This is a genomic window from Salsipaludibacter albus (genome assembly GCF_019798055.1).
In the GTDB taxonomy this organism is placed as follows: domain Bacteria; phylum Actinomycetota; class Nitriliruptoria; order Nitriliruptorales; family Nitriliruptoraceae; genus Salsipaludibacter; species Salsipaludibacter albus.
The window spans coordinates 26,079-41,788 of sequence record NZ_JAHOPH010000020.1; the positions used below are offsets into that span (position 1 = coordinate 26,079).

Genomic DNA, 15,710 nt, shown 5'->3' on the forward strand with positions numbered 1-15,710 from the left:
CGGATCGCGGCCAGCACCGACCCCGCCACCCCGTCCCGTCGGTGGGCCCGGCCGGCCGTCCACCCGGCCCTCGGTGACAGGCTCTAGGGTGTGGGCCGAGGCGGTCGCCGTGGCCGCGTTCGACGCATGCCACCCGGATCGCGCCCGTTCCCCGGACCCCGAGGTCGTCACCCATGACCGAGCAGTCCTCCACCACCACGACCCCCGCCGACGTGGTCACCGACCCACCCCCGGGGTCGTCGGAGCGTCCGTCGCCCGAGGGGGTCCCGACCCGCCACGGGCGCACGGTTCGCGACGGTCACGAGGGCACGCCCACGTCGCGCGCGGTCCTGGCCGACCACCCCGACATCGACGAGCCCCGGCGCTACCTCAATCGTGAACTGACCTGGCTGTCGTTCAACGAGCGGGTCCTGGCGCTGGCCGAACGCGACGACCTCCCCCTGCTGGAGCGCGTGAAGTTCCTGGCGATCTTCACCACCAACTTCGACGAGTTCTTCCAGGTCCGGGTCGCCGGCCTGATGGACCAGGTGGCCGCCGGGCGCTCGACGCCACCGCCCGACGGCATGTCCCCCAGCCAGCAGCTCACCGCGATCCGCGCCTACGCGGGCGAGCTGGCCGAGCGCCAGACCACGATCTTCCACGACCAGGTCAGCCCGGCGCTGGACGCCGAGGGCATCCGCTACTCCGACTGGAGCTCGCTGGACGACGACGACCGGCGCTACCTGGTGTCGGCCTTCGAGGAACGGGTCTTCCCGGTCCTGACCCCGCTGGCCGTCGACCCGGTCCATCCCTTCCCCTACATCTCCAATCTGTCGCTGAACCTGGCCGTCGTGGTCCGCAACCCGTCCGACCACACCACCCACTTCGCCCGTGTCAAGGTCCCGCCGATCCTGCCCCGGTTCGTCGTCATGCCCGACGGCGAGCGGTTCGTCCCGCTCGAGCAGGTGATCGCCGCCCACCTCGACCGGCTGTTCCCCGGTCACGAGATCGTCGACCACCACCTGTTCCGGGTCACCCGCAACGCCGACCTGGAGGTCGAGGAGGACGAGGCCGACGACCTGATGATGGCGATCGAGTCCGAGCTGACCCGGCGGCGCTTCGGCCGTGTCGTGCGCCTCGAGATCGAGCCGTCCATCCCCGGCGACATCCTCAACCTGCTGATGCGCGAGATGGACATCGCCGACGAGCAGGTCGACAAGATCCGTGGCCCGCTGGGGCTGGACGGGCTGATGAGCCTGTACGACCTCGAGCGGTCCGACCTCAAGTACAAGCCCTACAAGACCGCCGTCCCACCGGCACTGGGCAAGTCCGCGACCGGCAGCATCTTCTCGTGCATCCGCCGCGGCGACATCCTCGTGCACCACCCCTACGACTCGTTCTCGCGCACCGTCCAGCGCTTCGTCGAGACCGCCGCCCGGGACCCACATGTCCTGGCGATCAAGATGACCCTGTACCGGACGTCGCCGGACTCCCCGATCGTCAACGCCCTGATCAAGGCGGCCGAGGCCGGGAAGCAGGTGGTGGCCCTGGTCGAGCTCAAGGCCCGCTTCGACGAGGAGCGCAACATCGAGTGGGCTCGCACGCTGGAGGAGGTCGGGGTCCACGTCACCTACGGCGTGGCCGGCCTCAAGACCCACACCAAGATCGCCATGGTGGTGCGGCAGGAACACGGGCGGGTGGTGCGCTACGCCCACGTGGGCACGGGCAACTACAACGACAAGACCGCCCGGATCTACGAGGACGTCGGGCTGCTCACCAACGACGCCGCGGTCGGGGCGGACCTCACCGAGCTGTTCAACGTCATGACCGGCTACGGGCGCCAGCGGTCCTACCGCCGGCTGGTGACCGCGCCGACCACCTTCCGCTCCGAGATCCTGCGCCTGATCCGGCGCGAGTCCCGCGCCGAACGTGGCCGGATCGTGTTGAAGATGAACAGCCTGGTCGACGCGGAGATGATCGACGCGCTCTACGAGGCGTCGCAGGCGGGCACGCCCGTTGACCTGGTCGTGCGCGGGATCTGCTGCCTGCGGGCCGGGGTGCCGGGGCTGTCGGACAACATCCGGGTCCGGTCGCTGGTCGGGCGCTACCTCGAGCACTCCCGCATCTACGCCTTCGGCGTGCCGGGCGACAACGTCGACGTGCTGATCGGGTCCGGCGACCTGATGCCGCGCAACCTCAACCGCCGGATCGAGGCGCTGATCCCGATCCGCGAGGCGGCCCTCAAGACCCAGCTGCTCGACCTGCTCGACCTGGTGCTGGCCGACGACGTCCTGGCCTGGGAGCAGTTCCCCGACGGCTCGTGGTCCCGGGTGCCCACGGTCGACGGCATCAACGCCCAGGAGCGGTTGCAGGAGCTCGCCCACACCCGGGCTGCCGACGACTGAGTCGGGCCTCGCCGGGGCCGAGCGGGGCCGCCCCGAGCCCGTGGTCGTCCGGAGGCTGTCGACCTGGCGGCTCCGCTAGCGTGTGCTCGCGCGCACCGATGCACCGAGGCACCGACCCCTCGACAGGATCCCCCACGATGACCAGTTCGCCCGTCCTCGCCGCCGGTGGCGTGGTCGTGCGCCAGCGGGGCAGGGGCCGCGAGGTGCTGGTCGTCCACCGGCCGTCCTACGACGACTGGTCGCTGCCCAAGGGCAAGCTCGACCGGGGCGAGGACCTGCCGGCAGCCGCGCTGCGCGAGGTGCACGAGGAGACCGGGGTCCACGCACGGCTGGGTGCGCACCTGGGCGCGATCGACTACCGCGACCGCAAGGGCCGACCCAAGCGGGTGCACTGGTGGGCCATGAGCCCGACCGACATCGAGTCGCGCGAGCCCGACCGCGAGGTCGACGAGGTGGCCTGGCTGCCGATCGACAAGGCGCAGCGCCGGCTCACCTACCGCACCGACCGCGCGACCCTGGCCACGGCCCTGGAGGATCGCACCAGCCTGCTGATCCTGCGCCACGCCCACGCCGGCAAGCGTGGCACGGTCGATCCGGACGAGGATCGCCCGCTGTCCAAGAAGGGCAAGAAGCAACGCAAGAAGCTCGTCACGCAGCTCGACGGCCACCGCATCGACATGATCGTGACCTCGCCGTACACGCGGTGCCGCCAGTCCGTCACGAAGCTGGCCAAGGCACGCGGCCTGGACGTCGTCGTCGACGAGCGGCTCGCCGAGGAGACCCCGTTGGCCCAGGTCCTCGAACTCGTCGACGAGTTGCCCGCGGCCGCGCTGATCTGCAGCCACGGCGACGTCATCGGGGATCTCGTCAGCCGCCTGTCGGCGGTGGCCGAGACGCCCTTGGACGCCGGGTTCGACCACCTGCGCTGGGAGAAGGGCGCCACGTGGTGGGTGACGCTGGCCGGCCACCGCCCCCTCGCCGCCCGGTACCTCCCACCCCCCACCTGAGCCAGGGTCGCACCGACGAAACCCGGATGACGGCTCACTTGCCGGTCTCGCCACGTGACCCCGCGGCCCTACAGGAGTTGTGCCAGCGCGGCTGCGGCGCGCGCGGCGCCGTCGGTCTCGACCGGGCGGTAGGCCACGTCCCGGCCGACGTCGGTGGCGATGACCTCGGCCAGCTGGTCCGGATCGGCCGCCGCGAAGTCCATCCGGCGACCGGCGCCGTGGTTGCGCAGGCGGTGGTGGACGTGGAGGTTCTGTTCGAAGTGGTTGCGCAGCGGCAGGTACACGAACGGGCGGCGTGACGCCGTCAGCTCCATGCAGGTGGTCAGGCCGCCCTGCACGACCGCCAGGTCGCAGACCGCCAGGTGCCGGTACAGCTCGTGGACGTAGCCGTGTACCTCCAGCCCCTCGTGCGCCGGGAACGAGTCCGGGTCGATCCGTGGTCCGGCCACCAGCACCAGGCGCAGGCCGGGGACCCGACGCCGGGCTGCGGGGAACGCGGACACGACCCGGTCCAGCAGGTCGCGTCCGATGCCGGAGCCGCCGACCGTCACGATGCAGACCTGCTCGTCCGGGTCGTAGCCCAGTTCGTCGCGGACCTCCTCGCGGTCGCCCAGTGCCGCCGGGTCGAAGCCCGTCACGTAGCCCGGGAAGTCGTAGTGCTCCTCGGTCCAGTCCCGGATCCTCGGCAGGTCCGGGCCGAAGCAGTCGTCGACGATGTCGTCCGGGTTGCCGACGAACAGCGCGAGGTCACGGATCCGGGGGTGCCGGGCGATGTGCTCGATCATCTCGGCGTTGTAGTCCGCGGTGAGGAATCGTTCGCGATCACCGCCCGCGGGCATCGGCAGCCAGCCGACGAAGTCGGTCGACCACGCATAGGCGAAGCGCTTGAGCTCCGGGTTCTCGTGGAGGAAGTAGTCCACGTCCCACGCCTCGTCGCCGATGACCAGGTCGTAGTCGGTCGCGGTGACGACGTCGTGGAACACCATGAAGTCGGCCAGCAGGATCTCGTCCATGCGGCGCCAGGCCTGGAAGCAGTGCAGCTCGTGCTCGCCGGATTCGGACGTGACGTGGGCCGACTCCGACGCGAGCTCGGCACTGGCCGGGTGGACCCGCTCCCCCGCCCGCTCCAGCACGGTCGTGACCGGGTGTTGGGCGAGCCAGTCGACCTCCAGGTCGGGATGGTGGCGGCGCAGCTCGCGGATCGTGGCGAGGTCGCGGGTGGCGTGGCCCAGCCCGATCGGCGACGACACCATCAACGCGCGAGGACGGCGGGACCGACCCCGGGTCCAGGTGCGTCGCGCTGGCGGCGCGGGGCGCAGTGGTGCGGCGAACTCGTCCAGGAGCAGGTTGACCTGCACCGGGTCGCGGGCCAGCGGGATGTGCCCAGACCCCTCCAGCACCACGAGCTCCCCACCGGTGGCGCCCGCCAGGGCCTCCCCCCGCGACACCGGGCTGATCCGGTCGTCACTGCCGTGGACCACCAGGACTGGGTGGTCGACCGACGCGCACCACCCCAGCACGCGGTCCCGGTCGGTCCCGCGCCCCCCGCCCTCGGCCTCGGCCACGAGCACCTCGGGGGTGGTCTCGGCGGCCCATCCCCGGGTGTCCTCGCGCTGCTTGGTCGAGTGCGGCTCGGTGAAGCACTGGTCGAAGAAGAACCGCGTGAAGTCGGGCAGGTCGTCGCGCCAGTGGTTGGCGTTGTACTTGGCCCAGCCCTGCGGATGGTCGACCTCGTCGTGGAAGTGGTCCCCGATCGCCTCGCGGTCGGGAGCCTGCTCCGCGAGCGGCACCGACGCGCCGACCAGGACCTGACCCAGGACGCGCTCGGGATGGTCGGCGGCGAACTTCAACGACCAGTTCGCCCCCATGGACAGGGACACGAGGATCGCCCGATCCGTCCCGGTGGCGTCCAGCACGGCTCCCACCAGGGCTGCCTGGCGCTCGACGTCGTAGACGGTCGCATCCACCGAGCGATCGGACCGGCCGTTGCCCGGTCCGTCGTAGGTGACGACCCGGGCATGGCGGGCGAGGTGGTGCACCTGCAGTTTCCAGAAGCGGCTGTGCACGATCGTCCACGTGGGCAGCAGCAGCCACGTCAAGGGACCGTCCCCGAACGACTCCCAACCGATCGTGGTCCCCTCGTGGTCGAGTGTCCCCACCCGGTCCGGCTCACGTGCCCTCATGGTGTCCTCCCGTCCGCGCGGTCCTCCGCCCGTCGCAGCATCTCCCCGACGCGCCGCAGTGCGCGACGGACGGGCACGGCCTCCTCGGTGAGTCCCAGCAGGATCAACTGCTCGGCGCCGAGGAAGGCGGCACCGGCGAGGATGGCTGCCTCCTGCGGATCGAACGGCCCGACGTCGCCGGTGCGCTGTTCCAGCTCGGTGAACACGCCCGTGAGCAGGGCGAACCACCCGTCCAGGTTCGCGCGGACGGCCGCAGCCACCTCGTCGTCGGACCAGCCGGCCGCGGTCATCTCCTGCAGCACCCGGACGTAGCCCGAGTCGAGGTCGTCGTCCAGGAAGTCACAGGCCTGCTCCCAGCGCTTCCACAACGGCGCGTCACTGCCGTACATCTGTGACTGGCGGGCCAGCAGGCGGGCGTTCTCGGCCTCCAGCAACGCCAGCACCAGCCCGCGGCGTGATCCGAAGTGGTAGTGGATCTGGCTGAGCGGCACCCCGGCGGCATCGGTCACGGACCGGGTCGACAACTGTCCGTACCCCTGCTCGAGCAGGCAGGTCTTCGCCGCGTCGAGGAGCGCCGCCCGGGTGTCCCCCGACGCCGCCCCCGATCGGGGTCCGCCCGTCCCCATGCTCTGCCCCCGCTGGCTGTCGTTCGGTCGATCGACCGAACACTAGCCACGAGACCGCCCGACGTCAACAGCAGAGGGGAACGGAGGGGCAACCACGTCGAGTGTGCGCCCCGCTCCCACCCGCTGGGGCGGGGCGCACATCGACCCGCGTGACGATCAGGCGCCCGCGAGCTCGAGGATGCCGACGACGGCGGCCGTGCCACGGCTGACCGTCGCGATGGCGTCGGCGTCGCCCCGCAACTGGCGCTCGGCGAACACGTCGGCCTGTCGCATCCAGCGTCGGGCGGCCCGCAGGTCACCGTCGTCCGCGGCGTCCGCGGCCTGGTGCACCCGGTCCAGCAGACGGTCGGTCGCCCGGTCGTCCAGTCGGCCGTCGGCGGTCCGCGCCTCGACCAGCTCGACGACGTCGGTGTACCAGGCGGGGTCACGCGCGAAGTCGTCGTGCAGCCAGCCGTTGGCGACGGCGTTGGCGGTCACGGCCACGACCTCGTCGACGTAGTCGTCGCTGTCCGGGTACCAGTCCGCCAGGGTCGCGTCGTCGACCGGGACCGAGCTCCCGTCGAGGAAGCAGAACCCCGGACCACTGTTCAGCCCGGAATTGAGCCGGACGGGGACGTCCTGCGGGGCCAACCGGATCCCACCGAGCCCGAGGCCGAGCTCGTCACGTGCGACCGTGCCACCGGCGAGGGTGATCGAGGGCCCGGAGGGCGGCTGGGTCCCGTCGGCGACCCAGTCGGCCACGCGGTCGTAGAGGGTCGACTGGACCATGTGCTGCGGGACGCGGGACCCGGACGGGTTGTCGCAGGTCTGCGGGGTGCCCGGATAGCCGCCGGGCGCCGTGCCGATGTCGCGGATGCGCAGGCGGCCGTAGTCGGTGATCAGCTTCCAGTCCCCGTGCGAGGCGCCCGAGACCTCCCAGGTGACCAGCGTGTCGCTGTCGGGCTGCCGCTGGGCCGCGCCCAGCAGGTTGATCGCGACGTCGGTCTCGCTGTTGATCTTGAACACGGGGGTGTCGATGTCGGTGCGCATGATGCCGCCGCCACCGTGCAGCACGACCGCGTCGACCACGCCGGCCAGCGGGTCCACGGAGTTCACGTAGCTCCACAGCCGTCCGGCCGACTGGGAGTGGCCGGTGGCGATGACGCGCTCGGCGTCGAGCTGCCCCAGGGGGGCGGTGGCGGCCGGGTCACGCACGGCCTGCACGGCCTGCGAGAAGACGTCCCACGAGAGGGTGTCGTTGGTGACGGCGCCACCGTCGGTGAGGTCGAGGTCGCCGTAGCGCTCGGGGCTCCAGGCACGCAGCCCGGTCCCGGAGTGGACCCCGTTCCGCTGGGCCGAGACGCCGACCCAGGCGTAGCCCGACCGGACCAGGTGCTCGTGGGTCTGGAACCAGTCGACCTCCTGGTCCCACTGGTTGCTGACGTTGTACCACTCGGCGATCACGGTGCCGTTGAAGTCGGCGGGATCGGCCGGACGCCGGACCACGATGCGGGTGGTGTAGTCGTGCCCGGTGCTGATGACGGTCGCGTCGGTCGCGCCGTTCGCGGCGTAGCTCGTGGCCTGGCCCGAGAGGAAGAACTCCTCCTCGACATAGCCATGGCCGGCGAGGTCGTAGTCGGTGGCCAGGAACGGGTAGCCGTGCGCGGGATCACCGACGGCGGAGGTGACGGGGATCGGACCGGTGACCTCGGCGTCGGGGACGGTCGCCGACTGGGCCGTGGCGCCCGTCGCGAGCAGGCCGAGGCCGAGCAGGACGGCGAGGAGGATCGTGGTCGTGCGGCGGACGGAGAGGACATCCATTGGGGGGAACACTCCTGTGTCGACCGGTGCCCTGCACCCACCGGCAGCGGTCGAGGTGGTGCTGACCCTAGACCGTCCCGACAGGTTTGTCCACGGCCGATCCAGACTTCTTCCACCTCCTCGACCGAAGGCGTCGACACCACCGACCCCGACACCGGCCGTGTCGTTCCCGATGCCCCACACACGTGCCCGTGGCTACGTTCGTCGTCCGGTCACGACGAGCGAGGACACCCGTGCGCCTGTCCGTGCTGGACCTGGGCTCCAACTCCTTCCACGTGCTCGTGGCCGACGTCGACGAGACCGGCATGGTCGTCCCGGTCGCACGCGAGCGCGAGATGCTCCACCTGGGCGCGGTCGTCGCCGAGCACGGGTCCATCCCGGACGACGTGCGGGCCGACGCGGTCGCCGTCGTCGCCCACTTCACGGCGCTGGCCACCAGGCTGGGGGCCGAGCAGCGACTGGCCGTCGCCACCTCGGCCCTGCGTGACGCCGACAACGGGCCCAGCGTCGTCGCCCACATGGAGATCGCGGCCGACACCACGATCCGGGTGATCGACGGCCACGAGGAGGGGGAACTGGCCTTCGCCGGCGTGGCCGCATCGCTGGGCGCGGCCACCTCCCCCCGGCTGATGCTCGACCTCGGGGGTGGCAGCCTGGAGCTGGCGGTCGGCACGGGGCACACGGTCGACCACGCGACGACCTTCCCCGTGGGGGTCTCGCGCCTGGCCGGCATGCTGGCCGACGACCCGCCGTCGAAGAAGGACGTCACGCGACTGCGCCAGCACGTGCGCGAGGTCCTGGCGCCGGCGATCGACGACTTCCCCCTGGACGACGTCACCCAGGTGGTGGCCGTCGGGGGCACCGTGCGGGCGCTGGCGCGCGTGGCGGCCGCCCGGGCGGGACGCTGGCTGCCCGCGACGCTCAACCTCCTGCACCTCGAGCGGGCACAGTTCACGGACCTGCGGAAACGCCTGACCAGGATGGACCGCGACGACCGGCTCGACGAGCCCGGCATGAAGGCCAAGCGCGCCGACCACGTCCACGTCGCCGCCACGATCGTGGACACGGTCCTGCGCGAGCTCGGGATCGACGAGGTCGTGGTGTCCGACTGGGGACTGCGCGAGGGCGTGCTGCTCCAGGCTCGGGCTGCCGTCCCGCCCGCGCTGCCCGAGCTGCGGGAGCGCGAGGTCGTCCGGATGCAGCAGACCTTCCTGCCCGACGACCCCCACCTCGACCACGTCGGCGGGCTCGCCGCCCGGCTGTTCGACGCGACCACCGACCTGCACGACCTCGACGAGGCCGACCGTGACCTCCTGGTGGCCGGCGCCCGCCTCCACGGCGTCGGCCAGTCCCTCGCCCTGCGACGCCAGCACCACCACGGCGCCTACCTGATCGAGCACATGGAGCTGCGAGGGTTCTCGCCCCGCGAGACCGCGATGCTGTGCTGCATGGCGCGGTTCCACTCCACCCGGGGGATGTCGGCGAAGTTCCCAGCCTTCGCGGCAATGGACGACACCGACCGTGAGGTGGCCCGCCAACTGGTGGCCCTGGTCCAGGTGGCCGACGGCCTCGACCGGGCGCGCGACCAGGCCGTGGACGACGTGGAGGTGCGCCGCAACCGCGACGTCGTCGGGCTGCGTCTGCGTGGTGACCAGCTGCACGTCGCGGTCGAGGAGGTCCAGCGCCGGACCGCCTTCTTCGAACAGGTCTTCGACGTGACGGTGGTCGTGACGGTGGCACCCGCCGGGCCGACGGCATGACCCGCTACCGCGACGAGGTGACCCCGGAGCACGTGGGCAACCGCGTCACCGTGCGCCACCTGGTCGACGACGACGGACGCGAGGTCCCCACGGACGTCGTCGGCGAGTTGGTGTCCGCCGATGCGATGACGTTCACGGTCCGTCGTCGATCCGGTGAGGAGGTGGTGGTCGACCGCGCCCGCCTGGTGGCCAGCAAGCTGATCCCGGCGGCCCCACCCCGACGTCGACCGGGTCGCCCAACGTGATGACGGGGAGGCGGGCCGCGGCCGGGGCCTGCCAGCCGCTCAGCCGGCCAGGGTGCCAGCGAACACCTGCCATGCCAGGGCCGACTTGGCCACGAGGCTGAGCACGATGTAGGACCGCTCCCCCACCAGGTAGTCCGACCAGCGGCCGACCTCGCGGTACTGCAGCCACTGCACCAGCGCGAAGCTGTTGAAGAACAGGAACAGCGACACGAAGATGCCGTAGACGAACCCGGGGGCGTCCGCGGCGCTGCCCGGCGACACCAGGTAGAAGCCGATCGCCAGCCACGGCACGATGCCCAGGACGCAGCCGAGCCAGAACGGCCACAGCGACCCGCCCGGTCGTTCGTAGCGCTCCTGGACCGCGCCGAACATGATCATCCCGGCGTTCACCCCGAACAGCGCCACCAACGCAGCCAGGTCGGAGATCCCGGTGAGCATCGCGATCAGCACGATCATGACCGAGGCCGACAGCGAGTACTCGATCCAGCGGAGCTGGTTCTGGCCTCGCGCCAACTGGTCGCGGTAGCGGTCGAACAGCACCACCCCGGCCAGCAGGTGGAAGGCCGCGGACAGGAACAGGAAGACGGCGACGCCCCAGGCCACGTCCAGGTCGAACACGGTCGTCGGTGCGGCCGGGTCCGTCCCGGGCGGTCCCTCCAGGAAGCTCGCCGTCACCGGCAGCGTGAAGTCGTTGGCCAGCACGACGACCGCGACGCCCTGGGCGGCATGGAGCACTGCCATGACCAGGTTGTCGCGGCGCAGTCGGGACGCGCGGTGGTCGTCGATGGTCACGTCGGTCGCCACGGGGACTCCTCGGGGTGGTCGGGCGGGCCGGCTCGGGGCCGGGTCCGCCGTCGCGGCCCCACCGGCGCGACGGGTGCTCGCCGGGCTCGGTGCGCCGACGAGGGGATGATCAGGTGAACGCGTTGATGCCGGTCAGGGCCTGGCCGAGGATCAGCGTGTGGATCTCGTTGGTGCCCTCGTAGGTGAAGACCGACTCGAGGTTGTTCATGTGCCGGATCACCGGGTACTCTAGGGTGATCCCGTTGGCGCCCAGCACCGACCGCGCGGTCCGCGCGACCTCCAGCGCCATGGCCACGTTGTCCATCTTGCCGAAGCTGACCTGGGTGGCGGCCAGCTCACCGGCGTCCTTGCGGCGACCCAGGTGCAGTGCGACCAGCATGCCCTTGTTGACGGCGACCATCATCTCGACCAGCTTGCGCTGGGTGAGCTGGAACGAGGCGATCGGTCGATCGAACTGCTCGCGGGTGCCGGCGTAGTCCAGGGCCGACTCGTAGCACGCCCGGGCGGCTCCCACGGCACCGAACAGGATGCCGAAACGTGCCTCGTTGAGACACGACAGTGGCCCACGCATCCCCTGCACGCCCGGCAGGACCGCGTCGCCGGGCAGGCGCAGGTCGGTGAAGACCAGCTCGGAGGTGACCGACGCCCGCAGCGACATCTTCGGTGGCACCGGCCGGGCGGAGAACCCGTCGGTGTCGGTCGGGACGACGAATCCGCGAACGCCCTCGTCGGTGCGGGCCCACACGACGGCGACGTCGGCGACGCCCCCGTTGGTGATCCACATCTTGGTGCCGTTCAGCACCCAGTCGTCGCCGTCGCGCTTGGCCGTGGTGCGCATCGAGGAGGGGTCCGACCCCGAGTCGGGTTCGGTCAGGCCGAAGCACCCGATCGCCCGTCCCGCCGCCATCTCCGGCAGCCACTGCTGCTTCTGCTCCTCGGAGCCGAACGCCCAGATCGGGTACATCGCCAGCGAGCCCTGGACCGACACGAAGCTGCGCACGCCGGAGTCACCAGCCTCCAGCTCGAGGCAGGCCAGCCCGTACTCGGTCGACGACGACCCGGCACAGCCGTAGCCCTCCAGGTGCATGCCGAGCAGCCCGAGGTCCCCCAGCTCGCCGGCCAGCTCGGCCGGGATGATGCCCTGGTCGTACCAGTCGCCGATGTCGGGGAGCACCCGGTCGCCGACCCAGTCGCGGACGGTGTCGACCAGCAGGCGCTCCTGCTCGTCGAGCATCGAGCGGACGTCCAGGAAGTCGGTGGGCGTGGGGGCCAGGTCGGTGCGGACACCACTCACGGCAGGCTCCTCGAGGGGCGTGGGGACGTGCAGTCGTGACCCGCGAGGGTAGGCCACGGGGCGATCGACGACGGCCGCCGCACCGCGCACCGCACGGTCGACCTCCCGACCCGGCGGGCACGCGTCAGGCGAGGCCGAGCTCGCGCCGCAGGAGGGCGGGATCGTCCCGGGCCGTGGCGGCGTCGAGGACCTCGGTGACGGAGCCGCGCTCGATCACGGCGACGCGGTCGGCCACGTCCAGGGCGAAGCCCAGGCGCTGCTCGACCAGCAGCACCGCGGCACCACCGGCGACGAGGTCGGTGACGGCGGACGCGACCCGGCCGACCCGGGTGGGGTCCAGTCCCTCGGACGGCTCGTCCAGCAGGACGACCCGGGCGTCGGTGACCAGCGCACGCGCGACCATCAGCATCTTCTGCTGGCCACCGGACAGGCTGTCGGCGCGCTGGTGGAGGCGCTCGGACAGGATCGGGAACCGCTCGAGCATGCGGTCGCGACGGCCCAGGTCCAGGCCCGCCACGACGGCGAGGTTCTCGGCCACGGTGAGTGACCGGAACACGCGGTGGCCCTGTGCCACCAGCTCCATGCCCCCCGCGTGCCGACGCTGGGGTGTCCAGCCGGTGACGTCGGTGCCGTCGACCGCGACCGTGCCCGCCGTGGCCGGGTGCAGCCCCATCACGGTGCGGACCAGCGTGGTCTTGCCCATCCCGTTGCGTCCGAGCACGGCGAGGCACTCGCCCGCCGCCACCTCCAACGACAGGCCGTGGAGGACCTGGCCCGCACCGTGGTGGGCGTCGAGCCGCTCGACCTGCAGCCGGGGATCACCCATCGTGGTGGCCTCCCCCGGGCTCGGTCCCGGACGCGGTCCCGGGCTCGGTCCCGGGCGGGGTGTCGGGCTCGGGCGGGGTGTCGGGCTCGGCTCCTGGGTCGACCCCGATCTCGGCCCCGAGGTAGGCCGCGACGACGGCGGGATCGCGGCGCACCTCGTCGGGCGTGCCGGTCACCAGCTCGGCGCCGTCGACCAGCACCGTGACGCGGTCGGCGAGCGCGAACGCCACCTCCATGTCGTGCTCGACCAGCAGGACGGTCAGGTCGCCGGGCAGGTCGTCGACGATCGCCGTGATCGCCTCGGCGTCTCCGCGCGCGACCCCGGCCGTCGGCTCGTCGAGCAGCAGCACCCGGGGCTCGCCGGCCAGCGCCATGGCGATCTCCAGCACCCGCTGCTGGCCGTAGGCCAGCGTGGCGACGCGCCGGGCCGCCACGTCCTCCAGGCCGAAGGTCGCCAGCACCTCGCGGGCCCGGTCGTCGACCCGGGGCAGCGTCCGCAGCGGCTGCCAGAACCGCCGTCGCGCCACGGCGTCGTTGCCCGTCACGGCCAACCGGACGTTGTCGAGCACGGTCAGGTCGTCGAACAGGTTGGACAGCTGGAACGTGCGGGACACCCCGTCGCGACTGCGCTCGTGCGCCGGCACGTCGGTGACGTCCACCCCGAACAGCTCGATGCGTCCGGACGTGGCCGGCAGGTGCCCCGAGACCAGGTTGAACAGGGTGGTCTTGCCCGCACCGTTCGGCCCGATGACGGCCCTGGTCTCCCCCGCCGGGACGACCAGGTCGACGTCGGTGAGCGCCCGGACCGCACCGAAGGATCGCGAGAGCGCGTGCGTGGCCAGCGCGACCGGCGTGGTCGATCCCCGGTCGCTCATGGCTCTGCTTCCACGGCGGGCGGCAGCGACCGTCCCACTCGGGACGCACGGGTCGGCCGATCGGGGTCGTCGCGACCGTCGCGCCACTGCGACAGCCATCCGACCACGCCGTCCGGCAGGAACAACAGCGTCACCACGTACAGCAGGCCCAGCACCGTGGGCCACCGGTCGGTCCAGTCGGACACGACGACCTCCGCCCCGGCGACCAGCACGACCCCGACCAGGGGCCCCGCGAACGAGGCGGCCCCGCCCAGGATCGCGAACAGCATGACCTCGGCCGACAGCTGCCAGGCCAGGTTCTCGGGCCCCACGAACCTGGTCGCCATGGCCATCAGCATCCCGGCCAGGGCCGAGAACGCACCGGACACGGCGAAGGCGGTGACCCGGTAGCTGCCGACGGCGAAGCCCAGGGCCCGCAGGCGCGACGGCGACATCCCGACCGCCTCGACCACGGTGCCGACGATCGAGATCCGGAACGCGTAGAGCAGCGCGGCCGCGACGGTCACGACGGCCAGCGCCGCCCAGTAGAAGCCGACCAACCCGTCACCCCCCAGGGTCAGCAGGCCCCGGTCGATGCCCGCGATCCCGTTGTCCCCTCCGGTCAGGCGGACCTGCTGGAACGCCAGGCCCCACACGGCCTGCGCGATCGCCAGGGTCAGCAGCAACAGGTAGATCCCCTGCGTGCGGAGGGTGGCGATGCCCATCAGGATCCCCAGCAGGGTGCCGACGGCCACGGCGGCCACGACGACCGTGCCGATACCCCAGCCCCAGCGCACCAGGCCCAGCCCGCAGGCGTAGCTGCCCACGCCGAACAGGGCGGCGTGGCCCAGCGACGGCATGTCCGCGGCGCCGAACACCACGTTGAAGGCCAGGGCGAACAGGCCCAGCACCACCATCCGCAGGACCACCGTGACGACGTAGGTCGACGCGACGAACGGCACGACCGCCAGCGCGACCACGACGGCCACCGCCAGGGCGACCAGGCGGAGGTCGGGCTGGCGTCGCGGGTCGGGCTGGCGTCGCAGGTCGGGCGTCGTGCTGCTCATGCCACCCGCTCCTCGCGCCCGAACAGCCCTCGTGGCCGCAGGGCCAGCAGGACGGCGACGGGCGCGTAGAGCGTGAACAGCGCGAAGGACGGGAACAGCCACTTGCCGAACTCGTCGAGCAGGCCCACCAGCAGGGCGGCCACGAACGCCCCGCGGATCGACCCGAGCCCGCCGACCACGACGACGATCAGCGCCAGCAGGAGGATGTCCCACTCGGTCCCGGGTCGCAGCCCGGTGAACGCGCCACCCCAGACGCCGGCGAAGGCGGCCAGCCCGGAGCCGGCGGCGAACGTGACGGCGAACAGCATCCCGACGTCGATCCCGACGGCGCGCGCGGTCTCGTCGTCGTCGACCGCCGCGCGGATCCGGGCGCCGACCAGCGTGTCGGCGAGGCTGCGCTGCAGCACCAGGTAGACCACGACGGCCAGGACGAGCAGCCCGAGCCGGAACCACGGGAAGGTGAGGCTGCCGAGGTTGAGCACCCCGTCGAGCCCGGGCGGGCGCGGCAGCGTCTGGGGTCGACCGCCCCACACGGCCAGGACCACGTCACCGATGACGTAGGCGATCCCGACCGTGATCATGATCTGGGGCAGTTCGCGACCCGCGACCCGCTGCAGCACCACGCGCTCGAGGACCACCCCGACCACGGCCACCACGGCGACCGCGACCACCAGGCCGAGCAGGTAGCTGCCACTGGCCCGGATGACCGCCAGGGCGAGGTAGCCGCCCAGCGCGTAGAAGGCCCCGTGGGCGAGGTTGACGGTGCGCATCATGCCGAAGGTCAGGGTCAGCCCACTGGCGAGCAGGAACAGCAGCCCCCCGAAGGACAGCCCGTTGAGCACGTGCCCCAGCAACGTGGCG

Annotated in this window: 13 protein-coding genes; 4 read left to right on the forward strand and 9 right to left on the reverse strand. The window is 71.9% G+C overall.

Features of this window, described 5'->3' with window-relative positions; genetic code table 11:
* Window positions 1–173: 173 nt before the first annotated feature.
* Window positions 174–2,384, forward strand: a complete 2,211-nt coding sequence (ppk1, locus tag KR546_RS12655) for a polyphosphate kinase 1 (RefSeq protein WP_238445081.1) — start codon at window positions 174–176, stop codon at window positions 2,382–2,384.
* A 137-nt stretch (window positions 2,385–2,521) separates the two neighbouring features.
* Window positions 2,522–3,391, forward strand: a complete 870-nt coding sequence (locus KR546_RS12660; protein ID WP_238445082.1) for an NUDIX hydrolase — start codon at window positions 2,522–2,524, stop codon at window positions 3,389–3,391.
* Between the two features lie 68 nt (window positions 3,392–3,459).
* On the opposite strand, the gene KR546_RS12665 is transcribed toward KR546_RS12660, so the two are convergent.
* The 3 genes from KR546_RS12665 to KR546_RS12675 form a co-directional block, all read right to left on the reverse strand.
* Window positions 3,460–5,574 carry an alpha/beta hydrolase gene (locus KR546_RS12665; RefSeq protein WP_238445083.1) on the reverse strand — a complete coding sequence of 705 codons (2,115 nt, stop codon included), beginning with the start codon at window positions 5,572–5,574 and terminating at the stop codon, window positions 3,460–3,462.
* Window positions 5,571–6,200 (reverse strand): TetR/AcrR family transcriptional regulator, encoded by a 630-nt coding sequence (locus tag KR546_RS12670; protein ID WP_238445084.1) that lies wholly within the window; start codon window positions 6,198–6,200, stop codon window positions 5,571–5,573. Before KR546_RS12670 ends, KR546_RS12665 begins: the two co-directional genes overlap by 4 nt.
* Window positions 6,201–6,356: 156 nt before the next feature.
* On the reverse strand, window positions 6,357–8,000 hold the full coding sequence (locus tag KR546_RS12675) for an alpha/beta hydrolase domain-containing protein (protein WP_238445085.1): 1,644 nt from the start codon (window positions 7,998–8,000) through the stop codon (window positions 6,357–6,359).
* Window positions 8,001–8,233: 233 nt separating this feature from the next.
* Here KR546_RS12675 and KR546_RS12680 point away from each other — a divergent pair, with 233 nt between their 5' ends.
* Window positions 8,234–9,760, forward strand: a complete 1,527-nt coding sequence (locus KR546_RS12680) for a Ppx/GppA phosphatase family protein (protein ID WP_238445086.1) — start codon at window positions 8,234–8,236, stop codon at window positions 9,758–9,760.
* Window positions 9,757–10,005 (forward strand): putative acetyltransferase, encoded by a 249-nt coding sequence (locus KR546_RS12685; RefSeq protein WP_238445087.1) that lies wholly within the window; start codon window positions 9,757–9,759, stop codon window positions 10,003–10,005. Before KR546_RS12680 ends, KR546_RS12685 begins: the two co-directional genes overlap by 4 nt.
* A gap of 39 nt (window positions 10,006–10,044) precedes the next feature.
* Here the strand turns inward: KR546_RS12685 and heR are convergent, their stop codons facing one another.
* The 6 genes from heR to KR546_RS12715 all read right to left on the reverse strand — a co-directional run bounded on the left by heR (window position 10,045) and on the right by KR546_RS12715 (window position 15,703).
* Window positions 10,045–10,809 (reverse strand): heliorhodopsin HeR, encoded by a 765-nt coding sequence (gene heR / locus KR546_RS12690; RefSeq protein ID WP_238445088.1) that lies wholly within the window; start codon window positions 10,807–10,809, stop codon window positions 10,045–10,047.
* 109 nt (window positions 10,810–10,918) lie between these two features.
* Complete coding sequence (locus KR546_RS12695) at window positions 10,919–12,043, reverse strand: acyl-CoA dehydrogenase family protein (RefSeq protein ID WP_238445122.1); 1,125 nt, start codon at window positions 12,041–12,043, stop codon at window positions 10,919–10,921.
* A 184-nt stretch (window positions 12,044–12,227) separates the two neighbouring features.
* Window positions 12,228–12,929, reverse strand: coding sequence for an ABC transporter ATP-binding protein (locus KR546_RS12700; protein WP_238445089.1), 702 nt, complete (start codon window positions 12,927–12,929; stop codon window positions 12,228–12,230).
* Window positions 12,922–13,803, reverse strand: coding sequence for an ABC transporter ATP-binding protein (locus KR546_RS12705; RefSeq protein WP_238445090.1), 882 nt, complete (start codon window positions 13,801–13,803; stop codon window positions 12,922–12,924). Before KR546_RS12705 ends, KR546_RS12700 begins: the two co-directional genes overlap by 8 nt.
* On the reverse strand, window positions 13,800–14,849 hold the full coding sequence (locus KR546_RS12710) for a branched-chain amino acid ABC transporter permease (RefSeq protein ID WP_238445091.1): 1,050 nt from the start codon (window positions 14,847–14,849) through the stop codon (window positions 13,800–13,802). The genes KR546_RS12705 and KR546_RS12710 overlap by 4 nt, the downstream gene beginning before the upstream one ends.
* A complete protein-coding gene (locus tag KR546_RS12715; protein WP_238445092.1) occupies window positions 14,846–15,703 on the reverse strand; it encodes a branched-chain amino acid ABC transporter permease in 858 nt (285 codons plus the stop codon). The genes KR546_RS12710 and KR546_RS12715 overlap by 4 nt, the downstream gene beginning before the upstream one ends.
* Window positions 15,704–15,710 lie beyond the last annotated feature (7 nt).

Bases quoted from the DNA above. Each gene is read 5' to 3' on its own strand.
- KR546_RS12695 (WP_238445122.1), bottom strand. From the start codon at position 12,043: ATGCTCGACGAGCAGGAGCGCCTGCTGGTCGACACCGTCCGCGACTGG.
- KR546_RS12700 (WP_238445089.1), bottom strand. From the start codon at position 12,929: ATGGGTGATCCCCGGCTGCAGGTCGAGCGGCTCGACGCCCACCACGGT.
- KR546_RS12670 (WP_238445084.1), bottom strand. From the start codon at position 6,200: ATGGGGACGGGCGGACCCCGATCGGGGGCGGCGTCGGGGGACACCCGG.
- ppk1 (WP_238445081.1), top strand. From the start codon at position 174: ATGACCGAGCAGTCCTCCACCACCACGACCCCCGCCGACGTGGTCACC.
- KR546_RS12660 (WP_238445082.1), top strand. From the start codon at position 2,522: ATGACCAGTTCGCCCGTCCTCGCCGCCGGTGGCGTGGTCGTGCGCCAG.
- KR546_RS12665 (WP_238445083.1), bottom strand. From the start codon at position 5,574: ATGAGGGCACGTGAGCCGGACCGGGTGGGGACACTCGACCACGAGGGG.
- KR546_RS12710 (WP_238445091.1), bottom strand. From the start codon at position 14,849: ATGAGCAGCACGACGCCCGACCTGCGACGCCAGCCCGACCCGCGACGC.
- KR546_RS12685 (WP_238445087.1), top strand. From the start codon at position 9,757: ATGACCCGCTACCGCGACGAGGTGACCCCGGAGCACGTGGGCAACCGC.
- KR546_RS12675 (WP_238445085.1), bottom strand. From the start codon at position 8,000: ATGGATGTCCTCTCCGTCCGCCGCACGACCACGATCCTCCTCGCCGTC.
- KR546_RS12705 (WP_238445090.1), bottom strand. From the start codon at position 13,803: ATGAGCGACCGGGGATCGACCACGCCGGTCGCGCTGGCCACGCACGCG.